This window comes from Actinosynnema sp. NPDC049800, from assembly GCF_040656635.1.
Classification (GTDB): domain Bacteria; phylum Actinomycetota; class Actinomycetes; order Mycobacteriales; family Pseudonocardiaceae; genus Actinosynnema.
In genome coordinates this window covers 85,694-104,313 of the sequence record NZ_JBFAMT010000005.1, presented here as the reverse complement: position 1 = coordinate 104,313, position 18,620 = coordinate 85,694, and the positions used below count along the sequence as shown (strand labels likewise).

At 72.6% G+C, this 18,620-nt stretch carries 22 protein-coding genes; 9 read left to right on the top strand and 13 right to left on the bottom strand.

The window, feature by feature from the left end; translation table 11 throughout:
• Window positions 1–168: 168 nt before the first annotated feature.
• Window positions 169–1,134, top strand: a complete 966-nt coding sequence (gene trpS, locus AB0I91_RS09130) for a tryptophan--tRNA ligase (protein ID WP_498774290.1) — start codon at window positions 169–171, stop codon at window positions 1,132–1,134.
• A gap of 70 nt (window positions 1,135–1,204) precedes the next feature.
• On the opposite strand, the gene AB0I91_RS09125 is transcribed toward trpS, so the two are convergent.
• From AB0I91_RS09125 to AB0I91_RS09115, 3 genes are read right to left on the bottom strand one after another with little or no spacing between them, the layout of a single operon-like run.
• Window positions 1,205–2,020, bottom strand: a complete 816-nt coding sequence (locus tag AB0I91_RS09125; protein ID WP_498774288.1) for a (deoxy)nucleoside triphosphate pyrophosphohydrolase — start codon at window positions 2,018–2,020, stop codon at window positions 1,205–1,207.
• 27 nt (window positions 2,021–2,047) lie between these two features.
• Window positions 2,048–3,334, bottom strand: a complete 1,287-nt coding sequence (locus AB0I91_RS09120) for a sensor histidine kinase (RefSeq protein ID WP_498774286.1) — start codon at window positions 3,332–3,334, stop codon at window positions 2,048–2,050.
• Window positions 3,331–4,065: a response regulator transcription factor gene (locus AB0I91_RS09115; protein WP_053723208.1), complete on the bottom strand. Its 735-nt coding sequence runs from the start codon at window positions 4,063–4,065 to the stop codon at window positions 3,331–3,333. The genes AB0I91_RS09120 and AB0I91_RS09115 overlap by 4 nt, the downstream gene beginning before the upstream one ends.
• 140 nt (window positions 4,066–4,205) lie before the next feature.
• On the opposite strand from AB0I91_RS09115, the gene AB0I91_RS09110 reads away from it, so the two are divergent.
• The 4 genes from AB0I91_RS09110 to AB0I91_RS09095 are packed head-to-tail and all read left to right on the top strand — an operon-like array spanning window position 4,206 to window position 7,725.
• The gene (locus AB0I91_RS09110) at window positions 4,206–5,354 is read left to right on the top strand and encodes a LolA family protein (protein ID WP_499636252.1); all 1,149 of its coding nucleotides are present in this window, start codon (window positions 4,206–4,208) and stop codon (window positions 5,352–5,354) included.
• The gene (locus AB0I91_RS09105) at window positions 5,351–6,364 is read left to right on the top strand and encodes an ABC transporter ATP-binding protein (RefSeq protein WP_498774282.1); all 1,014 of its coding nucleotides are present in this window, start codon (window positions 5,351–5,353) and stop codon (window positions 6,362–6,364) included. Before AB0I91_RS09110 ends, AB0I91_RS09105 begins: the two co-directional genes overlap by 4 nt.
• Window positions 6,361–7,194 (top strand): ABC transporter permease, encoded by an 834-nt coding sequence (locus AB0I91_RS09100; protein ID WP_499636250.1) that lies wholly within the window; start codon window positions 6,361–6,363, stop codon window positions 7,192–7,194. Before AB0I91_RS09105 ends, AB0I91_RS09100 begins: the two co-directional genes overlap by 4 nt.
• A gap of 15 nt (window positions 7,195–7,209) precedes the next feature.
• On the top strand, window positions 7,210–7,725 hold the full coding sequence (locus AB0I91_RS09095) for a GNAT family N-acetyltransferase (RefSeq protein WP_498774278.1): 516 nt from the start codon (window positions 7,210–7,212) through the stop codon (window positions 7,723–7,725).
• A gap of 9 nt (window positions 7,726–7,734) precedes the next feature.
• On the opposite strand, the gene AB0I91_RS09090 is transcribed toward AB0I91_RS09095, so the two are convergent.
• From AB0I91_RS09090 to AB0I91_RS09075, 4 genes are all read right to left on the bottom strand, one after another.
• Window positions 7,735–8,103 (bottom strand): YrdB family protein, encoded by a 369-nt coding sequence (locus tag AB0I91_RS09090; protein WP_499636248.1) that lies wholly within the window; start codon window positions 8,101–8,103, stop codon window positions 7,735–7,737.
• Between the two features lie 61 nt (window positions 8,104–8,164).
• A complete protein-coding gene (locus tag AB0I91_RS09085) occupies window positions 8,165–9,136 on the bottom strand; it encodes an ABC transporter ATP-binding protein (RefSeq protein WP_498774274.1) in 972 nt (323 codons plus the stop codon).
• Window positions 9,136–10,773, bottom strand: a complete 1,638-nt coding sequence (locus AB0I91_RS09080) for an ABC transporter permease (protein ID WP_498774272.1) — start codon at window positions 10,771–10,773, stop codon at window positions 9,136–9,138. The genes AB0I91_RS09085 and AB0I91_RS09080 overlap by 1 nt, the downstream gene beginning before the upstream one ends.
• The gene (locus AB0I91_RS09075) at window positions 10,749–11,783 is read right to left on the bottom strand and encodes a thiamine ABC transporter substrate-binding protein (RefSeq protein WP_498774270.1); all 1,035 of its coding nucleotides are present in this window, start codon (window positions 11,781–11,783) and stop codon (window positions 10,749–10,751) included. Before AB0I91_RS09075 ends, AB0I91_RS09080 begins: the two co-directional genes overlap by 25 nt.
• 137 nt (window positions 11,784–11,920) lie before the next feature.
• Between AB0I91_RS09075 and AB0I91_RS09070 the strand changes: the two genes are divergently transcribed.
• Window positions 11,921–12,214, top strand: coding sequence for a 4a-hydroxytetrahydrobiopterin dehydratase (locus tag AB0I91_RS09070; RefSeq protein ID WP_498774268.1), 294 nt, complete (start codon window positions 11,921–11,923; stop codon window positions 12,212–12,214).
• Here AB0I91_RS09070 and AB0I91_RS09065 read toward each other — a convergent pair.
• Window positions 12,170–13,384, bottom strand: coding sequence for a mannosyltransferase (locus tag AB0I91_RS09065; RefSeq protein WP_499636246.1), 1,215 nt, complete (start codon window positions 13,382–13,384; stop codon window positions 12,170–12,172). The genes AB0I91_RS09070 and AB0I91_RS09065 overlap by 45 nt on opposite strands.
• Before the next feature lie 369 nt (window positions 13,385–13,753).
• On the opposite strand from AB0I91_RS09065, the gene AB0I91_RS09060 reads away from it, so the two are divergent.
• On the top strand, window positions 13,754–14,329 hold the full coding sequence (locus tag AB0I91_RS09060; protein WP_499636244.1) for a Uma2 family endonuclease: 576 nt from the start codon (window positions 13,754–13,756) through the stop codon (window positions 14,327–14,329).
• Here AB0I91_RS09060 and AB0I91_RS09055 read toward each other — a convergent pair.
• From AB0I91_RS09055 to ychF, 5 genes are all read right to left on the bottom strand, one after another.
• Entirely contained in the window at window positions 14,313–14,735 is a 423-nt protein-coding gene (locus AB0I91_RS09055; RefSeq protein ID WP_499636242.1) for a type II toxin-antitoxin system death-on-curing family toxin, read from the bottom strand. The two genes, AB0I91_RS09060 and AB0I91_RS09055, sit on opposite strands and share 17 nt — an antisense overlap.
• Window positions 14,732–14,935 (bottom strand): CopG family transcriptional regulator, encoded by a 204-nt coding sequence (locus AB0I91_RS09050; RefSeq protein WP_230567334.1) that lies wholly within the window; start codon window positions 14,933–14,935, stop codon window positions 14,732–14,734. The genes AB0I91_RS09055 and AB0I91_RS09050 overlap by 4 nt, the downstream gene beginning before the upstream one ends.
• Window positions 14,936–15,012: 77 nt before the next feature.
• A complete protein-coding gene (locus AB0I91_RS09045) occupies window positions 15,013–15,267 on the bottom strand; it encodes a Txe/YoeB family addiction module toxin (protein ID WP_230567335.1) in 255 nt (84 codons plus the stop codon).
• Window positions 15,264–15,545 (bottom strand): type II toxin-antitoxin system Phd/YefM family antitoxin, encoded by a 282-nt coding sequence (locus AB0I91_RS09040; protein WP_308257208.1) that lies wholly within the window; start codon window positions 15,543–15,545, stop codon window positions 15,264–15,266. Before AB0I91_RS09040 ends, AB0I91_RS09045 begins: the two co-directional genes overlap by 4 nt.
• 107 nt (window positions 15,546–15,652) lie before the next feature.
• The gene (gene ychF, locus AB0I91_RS09035) at window positions 15,653–16,732 is read right to left on the bottom strand and encodes a redox-regulated ATPase YchF (protein ID WP_499636240.1); all 1,080 of its coding nucleotides are present in this window, start codon (window positions 16,730–16,732) and stop codon (window positions 15,653–15,655) included.
• 80 nt (window positions 16,733–16,812) lie between these two features.
• Here ychF and AB0I91_RS09030 point away from each other — a divergent pair, with 80 nt between their 5' ends.
• Both AB0I91_RS09030 and AB0I91_RS09025 read left to right on the top strand, forming a co-directional pair.
• Window positions 16,813–18,081, top strand: coding sequence for a bifunctional transcriptional activator/DNA repair enzyme AdaA (locus AB0I91_RS09030; protein ID WP_499616955.1), 1,269 nt, complete (start codon window positions 16,813–16,815; stop codon window positions 18,079–18,081).
• A complete protein-coding gene (locus AB0I91_RS09025; protein ID WP_498774250.1) occupies window positions 18,078–18,575 on the top strand; it encodes a methylated-DNA--[protein]-cysteine S-methyltransferase in 498 nt (165 codons plus the stop codon). The genes AB0I91_RS09030 and AB0I91_RS09025 overlap by 4 nt, the downstream gene beginning before the upstream one ends.
• The last annotated feature ends 45 nt before the right edge of the window (window positions 18,576–18,620 follow it).

Here is an 18,620-nt window from a genome sequence, read left to right as displayed (position 1 = left end):
CCCGGGTAACACGCTAGGATCGCGGCTATGCGCACTCTTTACCCGTTCTGGTGGTCCGCCTTCCGGCGGCCCTGAGAACTGCGCGTCAGACGAACGCAGGCCGCCCGCCGGGGCGGCCTTCGTGCTTTCGGGGGTCACGTCGAGCGGGCACACCCCGAAGGGATCACCATGATCAGGCTGTCCGCGATCACCCCGTCCGGTCCCGTCCAGCTGGGCAACTACCTCGGCGCGATCAGGCGGTGGGCCGCCGAGGGCACCGAAGAGGACGTCTACTTCATCAGCGACCTGCACGCGATGACGACGTCGCACAACCCGTCACGACTGCGATCGCTGACCCGGGAGCAGTTGGCGGTGCTCATCGCCGCCGGCGTCGATCCGCGGTCGGTGGCCGTGCAGTCCGACCTGGTCCGCGAGCTGGGCGCGTTGACGTGGGTGCTGGAGTGCACCTGCACGTACGGCGAGGCGGCCCGGATGATCCAGTTCAAGGAGAAGTCGGCGGGCCGGTCGTCGGTCCGGTTGAGCCTGCTCACGTACCCGGTGCTGATGGCGGCCGACATCCTGCTGCAGGGCGCGCACGAGGTGCCGGTCGGTGACGACCAGCGGCAGCACGTGGAGCTGGCGCGGGTGCTGGCGCGCCGGTTCAACGGCACGTACGGCGAGGTGTTCGTGATGCCGCGCTCGGTCGTGCCGCCGACCGCGTCACGGGTCCGCGACCTGGCCGATCCGTCGCGGAAGATGGCCAAGACGGCGAAGGACGCGGCGGGCACGGTCTTCGTGCTCGACCCGCCTGACCTGGTGCGGCGCAAGATCCGGCGGGCGGTGACCGACGACCGGGGCGAGGTGCGCTACGCGCCGGAGGAGCAGCCGGGCGTGGCGAACCTGCTGGAGATCCTGGCGGCGTGCACGCGGAAGGACCCGGAGGAGCTGGCGGGTTCGCTGAAGGACTACTCGGAGCTGAAGGAGGCGACGGCGGACGCGGTGGTCGAGGAGCTGCGGCCCGTGCGCGAGGTGACGCAGGGGCTGCTCGACGACCCGGCCGAGCTGGAGCGGGCGCGGGCGCACGGCGCGGAGCGCTCCCGTGAGCGCTGCGGTCACCGCCTCGACGCCGCCCTGCGCATGTCCGGCCTGGGCTGACTGCGCAAGTCGAACGCTCAGGTCCCGCGAACGCAGGACACGCGGGACCCGGGCGTTCGACGCGCGGGGGTCAGGAGAGGAGGGGGTGGAGGGCGGGGAGGAGGACGCGGTCGGCGGGGAGCCAGTCGACGGTGTCCAGGCCGGCGGAGGTCAGCCAGCGGACGGCCTGGTGGTCGGTCGGGGTCGGGGTGCCGGAGGTCAGGGTGGCCGTGTAGGCGCGGAGGATGAGGTCGGAGCGGAGGGGGATGTCCGGGCCGATCTGGTCGCCCGGGGCGACGGTCACGCCCAGTTCCTCCGAGCACTCGCGGATCACGGCGGCGTGGTCGGTTTCGCCCGGCTCGACGCGTCCGCCCGGCAGTTCCCACTTGCCGGCGGCCTCGGGCGGGTAACTGCGTTGCTGGGCCAGGAGCAGGCCGTCACGGATGATCGCCGCACCTACTACTACGCGCGCGCTCAGCAGGTCGATGCTGCGCGCGGACACGGCGGCGGCACGGGCTTCCAGGACTTTCAGGGCCAGGCCGCGCCCCACCAGGACGTCCGCCAGCCGCCCGAACGGGCCGCCGGGGCTGGACCACTCGACGGAATCGACCACCATCGTGCCGCCGCCGGTGTGCAGCAGGTCCGTGACCAGCGTGAACCTCGGCAACGGCCCACCGACCAGCTCCGCCGACACCCCCGTGGTGTCGGCCCGCGTCACGACCAGCGTCCCGGTCACCGGCCCCACGGACCCGGCCAGCGACGCGCCCGCGAACAGCACCGGCGCGCCACCCGTGATCCGCACGCCCAGCCCTCGCACGGCTCGGGCCAGCAGTCGCGCGTCCAGCAGCGCGGCGGCGACGGTCCGCAGCGGCGCGTCGACCAGGGTGGTGGTTCTCAGCTCGGGCACGGTCGCCGATCCTGCCGGCCGCGCCCGTCACCGGTAGAGCGGCCAGCGCACCTCCAGCCGGGCGCCGCCCTCCGGCGACTCGCCCGCCCGGATCGTCCCGCGCCGCCGCCGCACCAGGTGCGCCACCAGCGCGAGCCCGAGCCCGAACCCGCCGGTGGCCCGTCCCCGGTCCGATTCGACCCGGTAGAAGCGGTCGAACACCTTCTCCCGGTGCTCTTCGGGGATGCCGTGCCCGTCGTCGTCGACCAGCAACCGCACCTCGCGCACGGCCGGCAGCACGGAGATCCGGATGAACGTCCGGGCGTACCGGGCGGCGTTGCGCAGCAGGTTGTCGAGCACCAGCTCGACCTCCGCGCCCGCGGCGGAGACCAGGCACGCGCTCATCGGCGCGGCCAGCTGCACGAGCAGCTCCGTCTCCCCCAGCCGGTCGACGGCGGCCTGCGCCTGCAGCACCAGGTCGACGGGCTCGGCGCGCGGCAGCTCGCCGGTGTCCGCGCGCGCCAGGATCAGCAACGCGTCCACCAGCGCGGACAGCCGTTCGGACTCCTCCACCACCGATTCGAGCACCTCGATGGAGAAGTCCGGGTCGGGGTGCGCCACCGCCACCTCGGCCTGCGCCCGCACGGACGTCACGGGCGACCGCAGCTCGTGCGCGGCGTCGCCGGTGAACCGGCGCAGCCGTTCGGTGGCCTCGTCGCGGCGGGCCAGCAGGGCGTTCAACGCCTCGGCGAGCGCTTGCAGCTCGTCCCGCGCGGCCGGCACGGGCAGCCGCCGGCCGCGCGGCAGCTCCGCCGCGGCCACCCGCATCCGCTCCACTGGCCTCAACGACGACCGCACGGCCAGCCACGTCGCGATCCCGACCAGGCCCGCGACCAGCACCGCGGCCACCGCGAGCCACCGCGTGCCCAGCTGGTTCGCCTCGCGGTAGCCGACCAGCGTGTCGCCGGCGACGTGCAGCCGGGGCGTGCCGTCGGCGGCGAACTCCACCCGGCCGACCCACCGGTGCGCGCTGGGGCCGTCGATCCGCAGCACGGGTTCGCCGGACTTGAGCGCGCGGATCTCCGCCGCGGTCAGGTCGGGTTTCGGCCCGCCGTCCAGCGGGTTGCCCGCGGTGTCGAGCACCCGCGTGTTCTCCGCCTTGGCCAGCTCCCGGTCCACCGCGTTGACCTGCACGTACCCGATCAGCTGGGGTGCGAGGAGGGTGAACGCGAGCAGGCACAGCAGGGCCACGCCGGTCGCCACGACGGTGATCCGGAACCGCAGCGTCCGCCGCAGCCACCACCGGCGCGGTGGCCACCACCGGCGCGGGTTCACCTGCGCCTGGTCCCCGCCGAACCCAGCGCCGCGTCGAGGTCGGGCGTGGACGCCAGGTAGCCGTGGCCGCGCACGGTGCGCACGACCTCGCCCGCGCCCATCGCGTCGAGCTTGCGCCGCAGGTAGCCGACGTACACCTCGACCGCGTTGCGGGTGGCGGCCTGCTCGTCGCCCCACACCGTGCGCAGCAGCTCGTCCTTGGTCACGACGGATCCGGCCCGGCTGGCCAGCACGTCGAGCACGGCGTACTCGCGCGGCGACAGCGACACCGGCTCGCCGGCCCAGCTCACCTCGCGCATGGCGCGGTCCACCACCAGCTCGCCCAGCTTGAGCCTGCGCCGCGCCAGGTCGGCGGAGTTGCGCCGCAGCAACGCCCGGACCTGCGCCACGAGCACCACGAACGAGAACGGTTTCACCAGGTAGCCGTCGGCGCCGAGGTCGAGGCCGTCGGCCTGGTCGACCTCGCCGTCCTTGGCCGACACCATCAGCACGGGCGTGCGCACCCCCTCGGCGCGCATCCGCTGCAACACCCGGTAGCCGGACAGGCCGGGCAGCATGATGTCCAGCAGCACCACGTCGAACGCGCCGGTCAACGCCACGCGCAGGGCGTTGGGGCCGTCGGCGGCGGTCACCACCTCCATGCCCTCCGCGGACAGGCCGCGTTCCAACGCACGCCGCACGCCGATCTCGTCGTCCACAACCAGCACCCGTGGTCTCACGTCCCACAGCATGCCCCGTGAGGAGGACAATCGGCGCGGGAGTCTCAGTCCGCTCTCAGCGTCCGGGCCGCTCTCAGCTCGATCTCAGGGCTCGCGGAGGAGTGTCTGGGTTGTCGGGTCGCAAGGGGCTGCCCGGTAGGAGGAGGGGACACATGAACCGGAGAAGGGTGACCGTCGTGGCGGCGGCGGTAGGCGTGGTCGCCGGTGCGACCGGGCTCGGGCTCCTCGCGATGCCCGCCGGCGCCGGTCCCGCACCGGTGCTGCCGGACGTGAGCGCCGAGGCGCTGGTCGAGTCCGTGCTGAACGCCCAGCCGGCCGCGTTCGGCGGCACGGTGGACGTGGACAACGACCTGGGCATCCCGGCGATCGCCGGCGTGCCGCAGGCCTCGGACGGCGCCAGCAACCTGCGCGTCTGGACCGACGGCCAGGGCAAGCTCCGGGTGCAGCTGCCCAGCGGCGACTCCGAGCGCACGTTCGTCGACGACGGCCAGACGGCGTGGCTGTGGGACTCGGCCGAGCAGACCGTGACGAAGATGCCGCACGGCGCGTTCGAGCACGGCAAGCCGGAGCTCGGCGGCGAGCAGCAGGCCGTGCCGACGGACCCGGTGACGCTGTCGCGGCAGGTGGTGGCGGCGATCCAGGAGTACAGCGAAGTCACCGTCGACGGCACCGCCCGGGTGGCGAACCGGCCGGTGTACGAGCTGGTGCTGACGCCGAAGCCGACCGAGAAGACGGTGCTGCGCGAGGTGCGCGTCGCGGTCGACTCGGAGCTGCGGGTGCCGCTGCGGGTGGCCGTGCTGACCAACGGCACGGACGCGCCTGCCATGCAGGTCGGGTTCTCCGAGCTGAACGTCGGCCCGCAGGACGCGTCGCTGTTCGCGTTCACGCCGCCGGCCGGCGCTAAGGTGACCGAGCCCGAGGTCGACGAGCCGTCGGCCGAGGACAAGGCCGCCGCCGAGCGGGCGTTCACCGAGGCGAACCCGCAGGTCATCGGCGAGGGCTGGGACGTCGTGCTGGCCGCCCGCGTGACGGACGAGGCCCTGAGCGGTCTCGCCGACGTGCAGGGCGAGCAGGGTCGGCAGGGCGAGCGCGAGGGCCGTTGGCAGGAGCGCGGCGAAGGCGGGGACGTCGACGTGCAGGGCCTGATCAAGCAGCTGGGCAAGCCGGTCAGCGGCGAGTGGGGATCGGGCACGCTCATCACCACCCGGGTCGGCGGCCTGCTGATCGCCGACGACGGCCGGGTGGCCGCGGGCGCGGTGCCGGAGCAGGTGCTCGTGGACGCGATCGGCCAGGTCAAGTGAGTACCTCGACCAGCGCGCGGGTGGAGCCGGTGAGCACCGGCTCCACCCCGGTCCACGCGGCCCGGACGCGGGGACTGCGCAAGGTGTACGGGCGCACGGTCGCGGTGGACCGGGTGGACCTCGACGTGCCGCGGGGGGCGGTGCTCGGGATGCTCGGCCCCAACGGGTCGGGCAAGACCACCACGATCCGCATGCTGCTCGGGCTCGTGCGGCCGACCGAGGGCGAGGTCGAGCTGCTCGGCAAGGCGTTGCCCGACGGCGTCGCGGAGGCGTTGCCGCACGTGGGCGCGCTGGTCGAGGGTCCGGGTTTCCACCCGTTCCTGTCGGGGCGGGAGAACCTGCGGCGGGCGGCGGCCTTCGAGCCGCTGCTCGCCTCGGGCGACATCAAGCAGGCCGTCGAGGACGCGTTGGAGCGGGTCGGCCTCGCCGCCGCCGCGCACCGGCGCTACCGGGGGTACTCGCTGGGCATGAAGCAGCGGCTGGGGCTGGCCTCGGCGCTGCTGGTGAAGCGGAAGCTGATCGTGCTGGACGAGCCGACCAACGGGCTGGACCCGGCGGGCACGCGCGAGGTGCGCAAGGTGATCGCGGACCTGCACGAGGCGGGCAGCACGGTCGTCGTGTCGTCGCACCTGCTCAGCGAGATCGAGGCGACGTGCACGCACGTGGCCGTGCTGCACCGGGGAACCGTGGTGGCGCAAGGGGAACTGGCCGAGCTGCTGCACGCGGACAGCAGCGCGCTGCTGATCGTCACGCCGGACGTGGACGACGCGCTGAACGCGTTGCGCGCCGGTCGGATCTCGGCGCGCCCGATCGAGGAGGGCGTGCGGGTCGAGCTGATCGGCACGACCGCGCCCGTGGTGGTGCGGACGCTGGTGGACGCGGGGGTCGAGGTGCACGAGGCGCGTCGTCACCGCACCGGTCTGGAGGACCTGTTCGCCCGGCTCACCGAGGCCGAGGAGTCCGAGCACAACCTGTCCGCCGTGGACACGATCGAGGAGGGGTCCCGATGAGCGCGCTGGTCGCCGCGCGCGCTCCGCTGGGCAGGCAACTGCGCTCGGAGCTGCGCTGGATCGTGCGCCGGCCGCGGACGGTGATCGGGCTGGCGTCGCTGTGCCTGGTGCCGATCCTGGCCGGGATCGGCCTGTGGTTCGCCACCGACGGCGACGGTCCGGCGGGGCCGGGTCTGGCCGCCATCATCGCGGGCAACGGGCTCGTGCTGCCGGTGTTCACGCTGTTCCTGGCGCTGCCGCTGCTGCTGCCGCTGGTCGGCGCGATCTGGGCGGCGGACGGGTTGGCCGGCGAGGCGCAGCACGGCACGTTGCGCGGGTTGATGATCTCGCCGGTGGGTCGGCTGCGGCTGCTGGGGATCAAGGCGTTCGGCGTGGCCACGATGACGTTGTTCGCGGTGACGTTGATCGCGTTCGTCGGCGCGATCACCGGTGTGGTGCTGTTCGGCGGCGAGGGGATGCTCACGCTGTCGGGGTCCACGCTGTCGTTCGGCGCGGCGCTCGGGCGGATCGTGCTGACGATCCTGCTGGTCACCGTGCAGGTGTGGGGTGTGGCGGCGATCGCGATGGCGATCTCGGCGTGCACCGAGCACCCGTTGGTGGTGATGGCGGCGACGATGGCCGGTGTGATCGTGTTCGCGGTGCTGGGCGTCTTCAGCGCGTTGGACTGGCTGCACCCGTACCTCATCACGTCCGCGTGGGAGGGCCTGGTCGACGTGATGCGCGACCCGTTGCCGACCGAGGAGTTGTGGCGCAGCACGGCGTTGGCGGGGTGCTACGTGCTGATCGGGCTGTCGTTGGCGGCAATGCGGTTGGCCACCAAGGACAACTAGCCGACAATCGGCGACGTGGACGTGGTGTCGTTGGAGACCGGGCGGTTGGTGCTGCGCGGGTTCGTCGAGTCCGATGTGGACGCGGTGGCGTGGCTGCTGGCCGAGCCGCGGGTGATGCGGTACATCGAGGACGGCAAGCCGGTGTCGCGGGCGGACGTGGAGCGGGTCGTGCTGCCGAAGCTGCTCGGCGGCGGGTGGTGGGCCGCGCACCTGAAGGGGTCGGGGGACTTCATCGGGTGGTTCGAGCTGAGCGCGGCGGGCGGGGGTGTGGCCGAGCTGGGGTACCGGCTGCACCCCGACCACTGGGGGCGCGGGTACGCCGCGGAGGGCGCGGCGGCGTTGGTGGAGCACGGGCGCGCGACGGGGTTGACGCGGGTCGTGGCGTACGCGATGGCGGTGAACACCGGGTCGCGGCGGGTGTTGGAGAAGGTCGGGTTGGCGCACGTGCGGACGTTCCACGAGGAGTGGCCCGACTACATCGAGGGCGCCGAGCACGGGGACGTGGAGTACGCGCTCGACCTCGCCCGATGACGGCGTGGTTCAGTCGTCCTTGGCGAAGACCCTGGTGAGGGCGGCGAACCCGATCCCGGTGACCGCGAGCAGGATGCCGGCCACCGGCCACCCCGACCGCGCCACCGCCAGGCCGGCGGCCCCGAACAGGACGAGCTCCACCAGGAACCGGCCGGGCTCGGGCAGCCGCCGCCGCGCGCGGGGCGCGATGGCCGCGCCCCAGACGACCGCCGCCGTCACCGGCAGCAGGACGGCGAGGGCCACGCCGAGCACCGCTCCGCCGCCGAGGCGAGCGCCGGCCGCGGCCAGTCCACCCAGCAGGGCCAGCTCGGTGAGGAAGCGGGAGATCAGCACGAAGCCCGCGAGGCCGCGCAGGTCGGTCACCGGCTTGGAGGTCACGGCCGGGAGCCTACGTGCGGCGGCGAGGCGGCCGGGCGAAGGGCGTCGCCGGGCGGTCGGCTCACCCGATGACCGCGACGCCGTCGTGGTCCACGGACAGGGTGACCCGGTCGCCGGGTGACGGTGGGGTGGCGACCGGGGCGACCGCCTCGAAGTCCTCGCCCGCCAGCCGCACGAGCAGCCGCACGTGGTCGCGGCGGTGGACGCGTTCCAGGACCTCCGCCTCGACGGCGCCGGCCGGGTCGGCGCGCAGTGCCGTCGCACGCAGGCCGACCCGCGCCCGCACGCCCACGAAGCGCTCGGCGTCCTCAGGCGACAGGACCTTGCCGCACCCGAGGAACCGGGCGGTCTCGACGTCGGACGGGTTCTTCCACACCGCGGCCGGCTCGCCGACCTGCACGATGCGACCCGCCCGCATCACCGCCACCCGGTCGGCCAGGGTGAACGCCTCGTCGTGGTCGTGGGTCACCACCAGCGCGGTCGCGCCCGTGTCGCGCAGCAGCCGCGCCAGGTCGACCGCCAGCTGCTCCCGCAACGCCCGGTCGAGGGCGGACAGCGGTTCGTCCAGCAGGAGCAGCCTGGGGCGTGGCGCGAGGGCGCGGGCCAGGGCCACCCGTTGCTGCTCGCCACCGGACAGCTCGGTCACGCGGCGCTCGGCGTAGCCCGCCAGGCCGACCAGGTCCAGCAGCGAGGCCACCCGCTTCTCGCGCGCCTCCCGCTCCACCCGGCGCATCCGCAGCCCGAACGCCACGTTGCCCGCCACGTCGCGGTGCGGGAACAGCTGGCCGTCCTGGAACACCAACCCGAAACCCCGCCGGTGCACGGGGGTGCCGGCCAGGTCGACGCCGTCCCACGACACGGTGCCCGCGGTAGGCGGTTCCAGCCCGGCCACGGCGCGCAGCAACGTCGACTTGCCGCACCCGGACGGCCCGAGCAGCGCCACCACCTCGCCGTCCCCGATGGACAGGTCCACCTCGGACACCGCGGTCACCGGCCCGTAGGCCACGCTCAACCCGCCGACCCGCAACGACATCAGAACTCCCCGCCGCTCGGCACGCGCAACCGCTCGATCACGAGCACGGCCACCGTGGTCACCACCATCAGCAACGCGCACGCCGCGTAGGCCATCTGGCTGTTCAGCTCACCCGGCCGGGACATCAGCCGCGCGATCACCACCGGCAGCGTCGGCGCGTCCGGCCGGGCCAGGAAGCTCGTCGCGCCGAACTCGCCCAGCGCCACCACGAACCCGAACCCGGCCGCCGCCAGCAGCGACCGCGACGCCAGCGGGAGGTCCACCTCGCGCCACACCCGCCACGGGCTCGCGCCCAACGTCGCCGCCGCCTGCCGCAGCCGCTCGTCCACCGCGCGCAGCACCGGCAGCACGATCCGCACGATCAACGGCGTCACCACCAACGCCTGCGCCAACGGCACCAGCAGCGGTGAGGTGCGGAAGTCGCCGGGCAGCGCGTCCATCGTGATCAGGTAGCCGAAGCCGAGCGTCACGGCGGACACGCCCAGCGGCAGCATCAGCGCGGTGTCCAGGGTCTCCGCGAACCAGGACCGGTGCCGCCGCAACCCCACCAGGACGATCGAGGACGTCACGCCGACCAGCAGCGCCACCAGCGTGGCGTCGGTGGCCGTGCGCACCGAGTTCAGCGCCGCGTCCAGCCCGGACACCGCCAGCGTGCCGCGCTCCCCCGTGCCCGCCAGCGCCGCGTACCCGGCGAAGCTCCAGCCGTCGTCGGTGGCCAGGGATCGGGCGATCAGCCCCACGACCGGGGCCAGCAGCGCCGCCACGACCAGCCACGCCGCGACGACCACGCCCCACTCGCCGCCGGTGGGCCGGCGGGGTGGCTCGATCCGCAGCGACAGGGACTTCTCGCGCTTGCGGCGGGCCAGGCCGCCGATCACGAGCACCGCGATCACGGCGACGAACTGGACCAGCGACAGCGCGGCGGCGCCCGACAGGTCGAACAGCTCCACCGTGCGCAGGTAGATCTCGGTCTCCACGGTGCGGTGCCGCGCGCCGCCGAGCACCAGCACCACGCCGAAGCTGGTGGCGCAGAACAGGAACACCACCGACGCCGCCGACCCGATCGCCGGCGCCAACGACGGCAGCACGACGGAGGTGAACGCGCGGGCGCGGGACGCGCCCAGGGCCCGTGCCGCGTCCTCCGCCCGCCGGTCGACCCGAGCCCACAGGCCGCCGACCGTGCGGGCGACCACGGCGACGTTGAAGAACGCGTTGGCCAGCACGATCGGCAGCACGCCGCCGTCGGGCCACAACGCCCGGAACGCCAGCCCCACCACCACGGTCGGCAGCACGAACGGCACCATCACCGCCGCGCGCACCAGCCCCGTGCCCCGGACCCGGCACCGGGCCAGCAGGAACGCCACCGGCAGGCCCGTGACCAGCGCCAACGTCGTCGCCGCGGCGGCCTGGCCGAGGGTGAACCCGACCAGGTCCCACGTGTCGGCCCGGGCGAGGACCGGCAGCACGCCGCCCTCGTCCAGGCCGAGCGCGACGATCGCCAGCACCGGCCACGCGAAGAACACGCCCAGGAACGCCAGCGGCAGCAGCGCGGCGAGCGACCAGGCCAGGCGAGGGCTCGGACGTCGTCGCTGGGGTGGACCCGGCCGTGTGCTCAGCCCTGGACCAACGCGCGCCACTGCTGGACCCACCGCTCGCGGTTCGCGTCGACCTCGGCGGCCGGCAGCGACCGCGCGGAGGCGGGCAGCGGCGCGGCCTTCGTCCACGCCTCCGGCAGCGCGACGCCCTCCCGCGACGGGTAGACGTACATCTGGCCCGGCACGTCGGCCTGCACCTGCTCGCCGAGCAGGAAGTCCAGGACCTTCTTCGCGTCCTCGGCGTTCTTCGCGCCGTTCAGCACGCCCGCGTACTCGACCTGGCGGTAGCACGTGTCCAGCAGCGCCTTGGTGCGCGGCGCGCCGTCGTCACCGATCTCCGCGGACGGCGACGACGCGTAGGACACCACGATCGGCCGCGGCCCCTTGCCGCTGGAGCCGGAGAAGTCCTGCGTGTAGGCCTCCTCCCAGCCGCTGACGACCTTCACGCCGTTGGCCTTGAGCTGGCCCCAGTAGTTCTGCCAGTTCTGCTCGCCGAACGTGGCGATCGTGCCGAGCAGGAACGCCAGGCCCGGGGAGGACGTCGCCGGGTCCTCGACCACCAGCATGTCCTTGTACTTCGGGTCGGCCAGGTCGGCGTACTGCTTGGGCTCGCCGACGTCCTTGAACGCCGCGACGTCGATGTTCAGGCACACGTCGCCGACGTCGACGGCGTGCAGCCGGTTCGGCGGGTCGAGCTGGTAGCGCTGCGCGCCCTGCTGCGCCTCGGGGCTCGCGTACTCGGCGAACACCCCCTCCTTCAGGGCGCGGGACGCGAACGTGGAGTCCACGCCGAAGGCGACGTCGCCGATCGGGGCGTCCTTGGTCAGGACCAGCTTATTCGTCACCTCGCCGGCGTCACCACTGGCCAGGGGCTTGATCGTGATGCCGGTGTCGGCCTTGAACTGCTCCAGCAGCCCGGGGCTGAGGGCGAACGAGTCGTGCGTCACCAGCGTGACGACCCGCTCCCCCGGCGGAGGTGTGCTGGACGTGGTCACCGAGCAGGCCGTGAGCAGCGCGAACGCGGTCACGGCGGGCAGCACTCGTCGGAACATCATCTCTCCCTACACCGGCATGACCCGGATCAGGTGTGGACGGTCGAAGGCTCGCGCGCCTTCCTCTCAGCCCGGCGCAGCACCGGACTCCCGTGGCGAACGCGCAGCTTACCCCGCTCGGTGGGACGATCGGGGCCATGGCCGAGCTGCTGACCGACGACCAGGTGACCGCCGCGCTGACCTCGTTGCCCTCGTGGCAGGCGAAGGACGCCGCGCTGGTGCGCACGGTGGAGCTGGAGAGCTTCGCCCAGGCGCTGCAGGTGGTGAACCGGGTGGCGGAGATCGCGGAGAACGACAACCACCACCCCGACATCGACATCCGCTGGCGCACGCTCACGTTCCGCTGCGGCACGCACTCCAGCGGCGGGATCACCGCGCTGGACGTGTCACTCGCGGAGGAGATCGACGGGGTGCTCGACGTCTTCCTGTGACGTCGACGACGTCCGCTGCCGGAGCACCACGGCGACCGTGACGAGCGTGAGCACGCCCACGGCCGGGTACACCCAGCCCAGCGCCGAGTAGTACCAGGGGCGCGAGACGATCCAGATCGACGGCTGCGTCTTGAGCAGGAACGAGATCAGGTAGCTGCCGATCGCCAGGATCCACGCGACGGCCGTGATCGTGGCGAGCCGGTGCTTGGCCGCGTAGACGAGCCACATCAGCGCGGGCACCGCCCACACCCAGTGGTGGCTCCACGAGATCGGCGACACGAGCAGGCCGAGGAACTGGACGGACACGATCATCGCCACCACGTCCTTGGCCTTCACCGACGCGTGCAGCGCGAACCCCGTGAGCACGGCGGCGACCACGACGGCGCCCAGGAAGATCGGCCCGGTCCCGATGTCGTACCCGACCGTGCGCGACAGCGCGCCGCGCAGCGACTGGTTGATCGCCGAACCGACCGGGCCGACGCGGGAGGCGTCGCCGAGCAGGTGGAACCAGTACTCGGTCGACAGGCGCGGCGAGATCAGGTAGCCGAGCCCGACCGTGCCGAAGAACGCCACGACCGACCACACGGCGGCCTGGTAGCGGCGGTTGACCAGGAAGTAGAGGCCGGAGATGGCGGGCGTGAGCTTCAACCCGGCCGCGATGCCGACGCCCGCGCCCTGCCGCCAGTTGCGGGCGTCGACCATGGCGGCGAGCAGGAGGGCGGCCAGGACCAGGTTGATCTGCCCGTAGTTCAGGGTCGTGCGGACCGGCTCGACCCACACGAACAGGCCGGTCCACAGCATCGCGCGGCGCGGGTCGTTGCTGCCGACGAGCTGGAGGGACTTGCGGGTGACGAACCACAGGCAGGCGAGGCAGGCGAGCTGCCAGAACCAGCGGGCCACGCCCCACGGCAACCACGACAGCGGCACGAAGACCAGCGCGGAGAACGGCGGGTAGGTGAACGGCAGGGCGAACTGGTCGGAGAACTCCTTGAGCCGCCAGTCGTAGAGGAAACCGGTGAACAGCTCGGGTGAGGCGTTCCGGTAGACCATCAGGTCCACCATGGTCATCTTGGTCTGGAACGCCACCATCGCCAGGTGCCCGAGCAGGGACGCGCCCAGGATCCACGGCGCGACGGCGAGCACCCGCCCCTCAAGTGCGCGCAGTCCCACTGCCTCTACCTCCACGATCGTGTGAATTACACGACTGTCGGGCCACGAAACCGGGTACCCGGACGTCAAGACGAGTGGGAGATCAACGCAAGGGGAAAAATCGCATGACCACCGACATCGTCGTGTTCGCCGTCTCTGCCCTGGCCATGCTCGCCACCGCGGGGGGCGTCTTCGCCCTGGCCCGCCACAGCCGCAACCAGGTGCGCTGACGCCTTCAGCACAGTACCTCGGGGCGGTGGGCTCACCTGAGCCCACCGCCCCGAGGTCTGTTCACGGCTCGGTGCTCCGCCCCACCGGTCCGTCGCCGTGGTCGCGCCATGCCATCGTGCGACTACCAGGGCACCTGCTCACGACCTAGCGTCCACCGCCATGAACACCTTGCCCGGTTGGATGTGCCCGCCACGGGAGGAAGGCTGGTTCGCCGAAGACCTGGACCTCCTGACCGACGCTCCCCGCCACACCGAACTGATCGACGGAACGCTCGTCTTCCGGATGTACCCGCAGCGGTCGTGGCACAGCCGCCTCCTCTCGGAGCTCACCCGAGCGCTCGACGACGGGGCACCCGGCGGCATCGAGGCCGTGCAGGGGATGACCGTGCGACTCGACGCCCGGAACCGCCCGGAAGCCGACGTCATCGTGACGTCCTCGCCCTACGACCCGGACCAGACGTGGTTCGAGCCCGTCGACGTGCTGCTGGTGGCAGAGGTCGTCTCAGCCGAGTCCGCCTTCCGCGACCGCACGGTGAAGCTGCGCAAGTACGCGGCGGCCGGCATCCGGCACTACTGGCTGGTCGAGGACGAGGCCGGCGGCCCGGTCGTGCACGTCTACGAACTGGACGAGCCGACCAAGTCCTACGCGCCCACCGGCGTGTTCCGCGACTCGCTGCACCTCACCGTGCCGTTCGAGATCGACGTCGACCTGGCCAAGCTCATGCCGGGTCGGTGAACCGGAACTCCGGCGCGGCGCGGGGAGGCGTCGGGTCGGGCTTGGTCCAGCCGGCCAGGCGCGCGGCGGCTTCCGGGTGGCCGATCCCACTGGTCGCGAGCGCGATCACCAGGTCGTAGGCGTCGTCCTCCGGCGCGTCCAGGTCGATCCCGTTGAGGCCGTAGAAGACGAACGCCGACATCCACCCCAGCCGCTTGTTCCCGTCGATCAACGGGTGGTTGCGCAGGATCGACTCCAGCAGCACGGCGGCCTTCTCGTGCACGCCCTCGTACGCGTCCTGCCCCATCAGCGACGACCGCGGCCGGTGGGCGGCGGAGTCCAGCAGGCCCACGTCGCGGACCTGGGGCACGCCCAAGTCGTCCGCGAGCGCCAGCAGGTCCTCCAGGGTCAGGTACTCCACGGTCACTGCGCGAGCCGGTCGAGCAGCCCCGCGTACCGCGCGCGCCCCTCAGCGGAGAGGCCTCGTACACGGTCCTGGCGGACCCGGCGTGCGGCGGCGTCGGCGATCGCGCGCACCACGGCCTCGTGCTTGCTCACCCCGTCCGCCTCGGCGAGCAGGGCGAGCGCGCGTTCCTGCTCGTCGGACAGCCGCAACGTCATCGCCATGCCGTGATGCTACCAATGTGGTAGCAAGATCCGGTCGCAGTTCCCGGGTACGCCGGCTCCGGGCAACTCTCCCTCGATCAGTAGTGATAACGGGCCGCGAGGATGACGATCTCGTCGTTGACGACGAGGTAGACCAGCCGGTGCTCGTCATCGATCCGGCGCGACCAAGCACCCGGGAGGTGGTGCTTGAGAGGCTCGGGCTTGCCGATCCCGGTGAACGGGTCGCGGAGGACGTCCTCGATGAGCTTGTTGATCCGGGCGAGCGTCTTGCGGTCGTTCTTGAGCCAGGACGTGTAGTCCTCCCAGCCGTGCTCTTCGAAGACGAGCCTCACTCGCCACCCTTGTCCGCGTCTGCCGCATCCGGGTCGATCAGCGCACGCTCGGAGAGGTTGATCCGGCTCAGCGCGTTCTCGTAGGCCTTGAGCAGCCGACGAGCGTTCGCGGGCGAGCGCAGGAGGTAGGAGCCTTCGCGCAGGGCGGCGTAGTCCTCGGCGGAAACCAGCACGGCGTTTCCGTGCTTGGACACGATCTCGACGGCGTCGTGGTCCTCGTTGACCCTCTTGATCAGGGGAAACAGGTCTCTACGGGCCTCGCTCGCGGTGATGGACACGGCGGGCACCCCCTCTTCTCTGGTACCGGATATCGTACCACCCTGAAGGACGGCGGGGGCATGCCGAGGAGGCCGGAGGAGCTGTCCGACCTCCTTCGATCAACCGGTCAGACGTTGAAGCGGAACTCCACCACGTCGCCGTCGGCCATGACGTAGTCCTTGCCCTCGATGCGGACCTTGCCGGCGGCCTTCGCGGCGGCCATGGAGCCCGCCTCCACCAAGTCGGTGAACGAGACCACCTCGGCCTTGATGAAGCCGCGCTCGAAGTCCGTGTGGATCACCCCGGCCGCCTGCGGCGCGGTCGCGCCCTTCGGGATCGTCCAGGCCCGCGACTCCTTCGGGCCCGCGGTCAGGTAGGTCTGCAGGCCCAGGGTGTGGAAGCCCGCCCGCGCCAACGAGTACAGGCCCGGCTCGTGCTGCCCGATCGACTCCAGCAGCTCGCGCGCGGACTCCTCGTCCAGCTCCAGCAGCTCCGCCTCGACCTTGGCGTCGAGGAACACCGCGTCCGCGGGCGCCACCAGCTCGCGCAGCTCCTTGAGCTTCGCCTCGTCGGTGAGCACGGCCTCGTCGGCGTTGAACACGTACAGGAACGGCTTCGAGGTCAGCAGGCTCAGCTCGCGCAGCAGCTCACCGTCCACTTCGGACTGCGCGGCGAACAGCGTGCGCCCGCCGTCGAGGACCTCGCGCGCCTTCTGCGCCGCCTCCAGCGCGGGACGGCGGTCCTTCTGCGTGCGGGCTTCCTTCTCGAGCCTCGGGATGGCCCGCTCCAGGGTCTGGAGGTCGGCCAGGATCAACTCGGTGTTGATCGTCTCGATGTCGGCGGTCGCGTCGACGCGACCGTCGACGTGGATCACGTCGGAGTCGTCGAAGACCCGGATGACCTGGCAGATCGCGTTCGCCTCGCGGATGTTGGCGAGGAACTTGTTCCCCAACCCCGCGCCTTCGGACGCCCCCTTCACGATGCCCGCGATGTCGACGAACGACACCACCGCCGGCACTTCGCGCTCGGAGCCGAAGATGTCCGCCAACTTCGCCAGGCGGGCGTCCGGCAGCGGCACCACGCCGACGTTCGGCTCGATGGTCGCGAACGGGTAGTTCGCCGCCAGCACGTCGTTGCGCGTGAGGGCGTTGAACAGGGTGGACTTGCCGACGTTGGGCAGGCCGACGATACCGAGGGTCAAACTCACGGTGGGTGAGTCTACGCGCCCCCAACGCCGTGTCCGATTCCCGCGAGACCCCACGTCCCGCCCCTGGCAGAGTGGGTCGCATGCTCCTCGACGACGAACGCGCCTACCGGGCCGTCGCCGCCCGCGACGCCCGCTTCGACGGGTGCTTCATCCTCGCGGTGCGCACGACCCGGATCTACTGCCGGCCGTCCTGCCCCGCCGTGACGCCGAAGCGCCGCAACGCCGAGTTCTACCCGACCGCGGCGGCGGCGCAGTCCGCCGGCTACCGGGCGTGCCGGCGGTGCCTGCCCGACGCCGTGCCCGGCTCGCCGGAGTGGAACCTGCGGGCCGACCTGGCCGCCCGCGCCATGCGCCTGATCTCCGACGGCGTGGTGGAGCGGGAGGGCGTGCCGGGGCTCGCGGCGCGCCTGGGCTACTCCGAGCGCCACCTGACCCGCGTGCTGACCGCCGAGCTGGGCGCCGGACCGCTGGCGCTGGCACGTGCGCACCGCGCGCACTCCGCGAGGCTGCTGATCGAGACGACGGACCTGTCGTTCGCGGACATCGCGTTCGCGGCCGGTTTCGCCAGCGTGCGGCAGTTCAACGACACGATCCGGGCGGTGTTCGCGGCCACGCCGTCGGCGATGCGCTCGACCCGTGCCGCGTCGACCACGCCGGGCCGCATCACGCTGCGCCTGCCGTACCGGCCGCCGTTCGACGCGGCGGGGCTGCTGGCGTACTTCCGGGCGCACGCGATCCCGGGCGTCGAGCACGTGACGGACCGCTGCTACGCGCGGTCGTTGCGCCTGCCGCACGGCCAGGCGACCGTGCTGCTGGAGCCCGCGGCGGGGCACGTGTCGTGCTCGCTGCGGTTGACCGACCTGCGCGACCTGGGCAGCGCGGTGAGCCGGGTGCGGCGGCTGCTGGACCTGGACGCCGACCCGGTGGCGGTGGACGACTTCCTGGCCGCCGACCCGGCGTTGCGGCCGTCGGTCGTCGCCCGGCCGGGCGTGCGGCTGCCGGGGAGCGTCGACGGCGCGGAGACCCTGCTCAGGGCGCTCGGCCACGACGCGCCGGGCGAGCCGTTGGAGCAACCCGACGGTCCGGTGACGCACCTGTACCCGGCGCCCTCGGCGATCGACTCGCCGGTGGCGCGGGCCCTGGCCGACGGCACGTTGCGGGTCGACGTCGGCCGTGACGCGGACGAGCTGCACGCCGAGCTGTCGGCGTTCCCCGGCGTCGGCCCCGAGGTCGCCTCGTACGTGGTGATGCGCGTGCTCGGCGCCCCTGACATCCCTTTGACCAGCGACAACATCGCGTGGCGCCCGTGGCGCTCGTACGCCGCGATGCACTTGAGGAGGACCGCGTGAGCACCGGCCACGTGTCGACCGTCGACACCCCGATCAGCCCTTTCACCACCGTCGTCGCCATGGACGGCGCCGTCCTGGCCAGCGGGTGGACCGCGGACGTGGACGAGCTGCTGCCCCAGGTCTCGCCGTCACTGCGCCCGACGACCCTCGCGCACCGTCGCGACCTGGGCGCGGTGACCAGGGCCGTGCGCGCCTACCACGCGGGCGACCTGGACGCGATCGCCGACGTCCCGGTCCGGCAGCGCGGGGGCGAGTTCATGCAGCAGGCGTGGGAGGCGCTGCGAACCGTCGCGGCGGGCAAGCCGGTCAGCTACGCCGACTACGCCCTGCTCGCGGGCAGGCCGTCCGCGGTGCGCGCCGCCGCGACCGCGTGCGCCCGCAACGCGGCCACCCTGTTCGTGCCGTGCCACCGGGTGATCCGCACCGGCGGCGCGATCGGCAACTTCCGCTGGGGCGCGGACGTGAAGCGCTGGCTGCTCGCCCACGAGTCCTGACCGGAAGTACCGCTCGGGCACCGGCCGACCGGCCGGGAGGACGTC

What these genes read in the sequence shown, in the direction of transcription:
- trpS (WP_498774290.1), top strand. Translation starts at nt 169, where the DNA reads ATGATCAGGCTGTCCGCGATCACCCCGTCCGGTCCCGTCCAGCTGGGC.
- AB0I91_RS09115 (WP_053723208.1), bottom strand. Translation starts at nt 4,065, where the DNA reads ATGCTGTGGGACGTGAGACCACGGGTGCTGGTTGTGGACGACGAGATC.
- AB0I91_RS09060 (WP_499636244.1), top strand. Translation starts at nt 13,754, where the DNA reads ATGAACACCTTGCCCGGTTGGATGTGCCCGCCACGGGAGGAAGGCTGG.
- AB0I91_RS09085 (WP_498774274.1), bottom strand. Translation starts at nt 9,136, where the DNA reads ATGTCGTTGCGGGTCGGCGGGTTGAGCGTGGCCTACGGGCCGGTGACC.
- AB0I91_RS09030 (WP_499616955.1), top strand. Translation starts at nt 16,813, where the DNA reads ATGCTCCTCGACGACGAACGCGCCTACCGGGCCGTCGCCGCCCGCGAC.
- AB0I91_RS09110 (WP_499636252.1), top strand. Translation starts at nt 4,206, where the DNA reads ATGAACCGGAGAAGGGTGACCGTCGTGGCGGCGGCGGTAGGCGTGGTC.
- AB0I91_RS09075 (WP_498774270.1), bottom strand. Translation starts at nt 11,783, where the DNA reads ATGTTCCGACGAGTGCTGCCCGCCGTGACCGCGTTCGCGCTGCTCACG.
- AB0I91_RS09100 (WP_499636250.1), top strand. Translation starts at nt 6,361, where the DNA reads ATGAGCGCGCTGGTCGCCGCGCGCGCTCCGCTGGGCAGGCAACTGCGC.
- AB0I91_RS09070 (WP_498774268.1), top strand. Translation starts at nt 11,921, where the DNA reads ATGGCCGAGCTGCTGACCGACGACCAGGTGACCGCCGCGCTGACCTCG.
- AB0I91_RS09050 (WP_230567334.1), bottom strand. Translation starts at nt 14,935, where the DNA reads ATGGCGATGACGTTGCGGCTGTCCGACGAGCAGGAACGCGCGCTCGCC.